4 protein-coding genes and 1 pseudogene are annotated in these 4412 nt (G+C 67.8%); all 5 read right to left on the bottom strand.

The genetic code is table 11. From position 1 onward, the window contains the following. The coding region (gene xrtA / locus VN047_RS10825; protein ID WP_325542540.1) for an exosortase A at window positions 1–948 on the bottom strand (948 nt) is incomplete at its 3' end. Next, window positions 945–2150 carry a TIGR03087 family PEP-CTERM/XrtA system glycosyltransferase gene (locus VN047_RS10820; RefSeq protein ID WP_325542538.1) on the bottom strand — a complete coding sequence of 402 codons (1206 nt, stop codon included), beginning with the start codon at window positions 2148–2150 and terminating at the stop codon, window positions 945–947. The genes VN047_RS10820 and xrtA, both read right to left, overlap by 4 nt. A gap of 11 nt (window positions 2151–2161) precedes the next feature. Then, window positions 2162–3244: a FemAB family XrtA/PEP-CTERM system-associated protein gene (locus tag VN047_RS10815; protein ID WP_325542536.1), complete on the bottom strand. Its 1083-nt coding sequence runs from the start codon at window positions 3242–3244 to the stop codon at window positions 2162–2164. Continuing rightward, window positions 3226–4086, bottom strand: a complete 861-nt coding sequence (locus tag VN047_RS10810) for an XrtA system polysaccharide deacetylase (protein ID WP_325542534.1) — start codon at window positions 4084–4086, stop codon at window positions 3226–3228. The genes VN047_RS10815 and VN047_RS10810 overlap by 19 nt, the downstream gene beginning before the upstream one ends. Window positions 4087–4133: 47 nt before the next feature. Beyond that, window positions 4134–4412, bottom strand: a pseudogene (locus tag VN047_RS10805) (hypothetical protein); the annotation flags it as partial.

The raw sequence follows: 4412 nt of genomic DNA, 5'->3' as shown, positions 1-4412 counted from the left end.
GCTGCGGCCACCGACAAGCAGGCCCCAAACGACGAAGAGCAGCGGCATCGCCAGCGCGGCGGGCAGCACCGCCCTCGCCGGCCCCGTGAAGCGCGACGGACGGTCAAGCCCGCCAACGTCGACCGCGGCATCGTTCGCCGGACGGTCGAACCAGCGCAGCGCAACGAGCATGACGAGCAGGATGACGAGCCCGAAGAAAATCCAGCCGTAAAAGATATGATCGATACCGCCCGCCGCCTCGATCCCCCAGATTTCGGCCGCGACCATCGTCCCGTAGGCGCGAAGCGCGTTGGCGAGGATCGTCGTCGCGAGCGCGGCGGCGACGAAGACGATCCGCCGTGTCCAGCTTTTGAAACAGAGATGCGCCGCGAACACCGAATAGGCGAGCATCGCGATCAGGAAATTGACGCCCGAGCAGGCTTCGGCAACCTCGAAGAAACCGGCGCGCGTGGTGATGAACACCCCCTCCATCTCGGCCGATATTCCCGACAGGTGGAGCAGCGCCATGCTGATATGCGCCGTCAGCGTCTGGAGCAACGGAACCAGCTCCTCGCCGAACGGCACGAGCAGCAGCGCATAACCGAGCGGGAAGAGCAGTCCGCGCACGAGCTTTTCGCCGAGCGTCGCCGCGACCGCGCCCTGCAGCATCAGCACGAGCCCGAGTTGACGGAACAGGCCGACCCCGGCAGCCTCTCCGACCAGCCACACCAGCCCTGCCCCCGCCATCCACAAGAGCGCGGGCCACCAGAAGACGGGTGCCAGCGGGCGCAGCAGCGACACGCGCTGCGACACCAGCCAGCCGATCATCGGCACCATCAGCAGGCAATGCGTGAAGGTCGAGCTCGTCCACCAGATGCCCGCCATGTCGGCGGCGTCGCGCCAGAAGATCGCGAGGATCGCGGCCGATAGCAGCCCGAGTGCGGCGAGGTGGCGCTGCCAAAGGCTCATGCGGGCAGCCTCAGGAGGTCGCCAAGCGGTGCCATACGCGCGTCCCAGCCATAGCGCGCGATCATGCGCGCCCGCGCGGCGTTGCCCATCGAGACGGCCGCAGCGCGATCGGCGAACAGCGTGCAAACCGCATCGGCCATCGCATTCGCTCCCTCGGCGACGCGCAGATGTTCGCCCGGCACCGCATCGATTCCCGTGGCAGCGGCAACGCTCGCAACCACCGGCCGCGCCATCGCCATCGCTTCGAGCAGCTTGTTCTGCACCCCGCGCGCGAGCAGCAGCGGCGCGACGACGGCATCGCCGGCGGCGAGCCACGGTCGGACGTCGGCTACCTCGCCTGTCACGACCACCCCCGGCAGGGCTTCAAGCGCACGCACCTCGTCGGTCGGCGCGCGGCCGACGATGGCGAAGCGGGCTTGCGGCTGGCGCTGACGGATCCGCGGCAGGATGTCGTTCGCGAACCAGCAGACCCCGTCGATGTTGGGCCGGTAGTCCATCTGGCCGGTGAAAACGGCAAGCGGCCCCGCCCCCGCCCCGACCGTTTCCAACGGAATGGCCGGGTCGAAGCGATCGGTGTCGATGCCATTTTCGACCGCGCGCACCTTGTCGGTGCCAAGCCCGCAATAAGTCCGGAACAAGGCTGCTTCGGCCTCGCTGACGAACAGGCTGGCGTCAACGCGGCGCGCGATCCCGGCTTCGTACGCGCCGAGCACGCGCGCCTCGCGGGCGTGGACCCAATGGAGCGGCTGACGCTTGTCCTGTTCGGCATAGGCGCTGAATTTGGCGGAATCGACGTCGACGAAATCCATCAATATCGGGCCCGCGAAAGCCGCCGGAAGATATTGCGCCATCTGGCCCGAAAAGGCGACGATATGCGTGATGCCTTTCCGGCGGACCAGCGCGTCGATATGGCGCGCGAGGGCGGCATTGCGGAACAGCCGGTTCGACACGGGCTCGCCGCGCAGCACCGCCCCGGCGAGCGCGAGCGGACGCGACACCTTGCGCACTTCGATCGCCAGACTCTTGCAAAGCGGCGCCAATTTTTCGCGAGCGACGGCGGCATCGGTTTCGTTATCGGCAAGCGTCGCGACATGCACGGGCGCCAGCTTGGTCAGCGCCTCGAACATATGCCAGCTGCGGATCCGGTCACCGCGGTCTGGAGGCCAGGGCGCGCGGTGGACGAGGAACAGGATTTCGGACATCAGCCGGGCCCCTAACCCAGCCCGCGCGCGATCAGCGGGCCGATCCGGTTCGCCGCCCACAGCGGCATCTTTTTCCACAGATCGACCTGCAGCCGGTACCGGGCGCTGTTCGGGTTGGTATCGCGCGGCGCCTCGCCCGGCGCGAGCCAGCGCGCGTAGACGAGCGGCTGCGGTTCGAAGCCCCAGTTCTTCTTGTATGCGAAGGGTCCCGTGCCGAGCTTCGAACGGCCGAAGTCGAAACGGGTACAGCCGCGCGTGCGGGCATGGCGCATGAGGGCGAAATACATGAGTTCGTTGGCGCGCAACCGCCGCGCGTCGGCCGTACCGCCGCCCCAATAGGGCATCACCGTGCCGCGCCAGTACAAGCTGAGGACGCTCGCGACAGGCCGGCCATCTTCGCGCACGGTCAGGATATCGGCATCGTCGCCGAACGCATCGAGCACCGCATCGAACAGGCTTTTCGGAAAGACCGGCGTACCGAGATTACGAACGCTGGTAGCATAGATGCGATAATGATCGCGCCGTTCCTCCGCGTCCCTTCCTGCGGTGACCGTCAGCGCGCTTTCCAGCACCTTGCGCACCTCGGCGCGCTGCTTGCGCGGGATGACGAGCAGTTCGGTATCGTCGTCGGCGGCAAGGTCGCGCGCGAAGCCGGCGTAGACGCCTTCCTCCCGGTTCCAGCCCTCTCCTTCGGGCTGCGGGCCACCGCGCAATTCGACCGACGGCACCCCGAGCGATTTGGCCATTTGCGCGGCGCCGTGCGCGAGCGTCGCCGCCACCGCCGGATCGTCGGCCAGGATACCGCCATCGACCGCGAAGCCGCTGCCGACCAGCGCCTGCCCGAACAGGGGCGAGCGGACATGGTGAAGCGGCAGGATGCCGGTCAGCGCGCCGTGTGCATCGCGCGCGGCGACGAGATGGCAGCGATGCCCGGTCGCCCTGGTGATCGCCTCGCACCAGGCACGGCTGTGGAACGGCGTCGCGCCGGAGCGCGCGGCGACATAGGCGTCCCATTCGCCCGCGTCTGATAACGGCGCGCCGGAAAAACCATCCTTCACGGGAAGCGTCGGCGCATTCACGCCGCGGCGCGCCACGGCTGCGCGCGCTGCTGCTGTGCGGGAAGCAACGCGTCGGCGCGCGTCCATTCGAAGTCCGAAAGCAGCTTCTTCAGCTTGCCAGCCATGGCCGACAAGCCGCTGTAATGACGGATTTTCGACCTGATCGGCGCATCGGCGACGCGCGGCTGGCCGGGGTCGATTTCCCACGGGTGGAAATAGAGGATGGCGGGGTGCCCCTCCGCATTCATGCGCGCGATCGCCCAGCGGGTGAAGCCGTATGGGAGCATCCGCATGAAACCACCGCCCCCTGCCGCCAATGTGCGTCCGGCAAAGCGCGCGGTCGTTACCGGCCATTCGACAAGATCGCTGTCGGCAAGCGGCCGCCATGCGTGGCGCGGACTTTGCGGCCAGCCATAATGATCGTGGACGACCGGCGCGACGCTCGACGAATAGGCATAACCCTGTTCGGCCAGCACCGCATGCGCCCAAGGCGTGCGCGTATCGACCGAGAAGCTCGGCGCGCGATAGCCGGTGATCGCCACGCCGCCGAGATCCTCGAGGATCGCCTGCGTCTTCCTGAGATCGGCCGCAAATTCGGCCGCGGTCATGCTGAACACGCGCTTGTGGTCATAACCGTGACTGGCAAGCTCATGCCCCGCCGCGACGATGCGCCTGATCAGCGCAGGATAGCGTTCGGCGACCCAGCCCAGCGTGAAAAAGGTGCCCTTCGCACCCGCATCGGCAAAGATCTGCAGCACCGCGTCGCAATTCGCCTCGACGCGGCATTCGAGCGTCGGCCAGTCGGCACGGTCGATCGTGCGCTCGAAGGCGCCGACCTGGAACCAGTCCTCGACATCGACCGACAGGCCGTTCTGCATCTTCGCTCACCCTTACATCGGCGTGATAGCGGATCCGGGCCGGTTTGTCAGGCGGCCCAGGTCCGCGAGTTGGCCGGGTTGGGCGCATTTTCGGGATCGCGCTCGACCCATTCGATCAGCAGATCGAGCACCCGGCGCAGCGCGGCGTCCTGTTCGACGAGGCGGTCCTCGAGCGACGCGATCTGCGCCTCGAGCGCCGCGAGATGTTCGGGGTCGACTGCGGGCGCGGCCGGCGCGGGGACGATGGGCGCGGGGACCTCTACCGCCTCGGGCGCGAGTTCGAGCACATCGGCGTCGTCGGCGGCGTCGGGCGGGGTCAGTGTGAT

It is taken from the genome of Sphingopyxis sp. (assembly GCF_035565275.1).
GTDB lineage: Bacteria > Pseudomonadota > Alphaproteobacteria > Sphingomonadales > Sphingomonadaceae > Sphingopyxis.
This window is presented reverse-complemented; position numbering and strand designations above follow the sequence as displayed.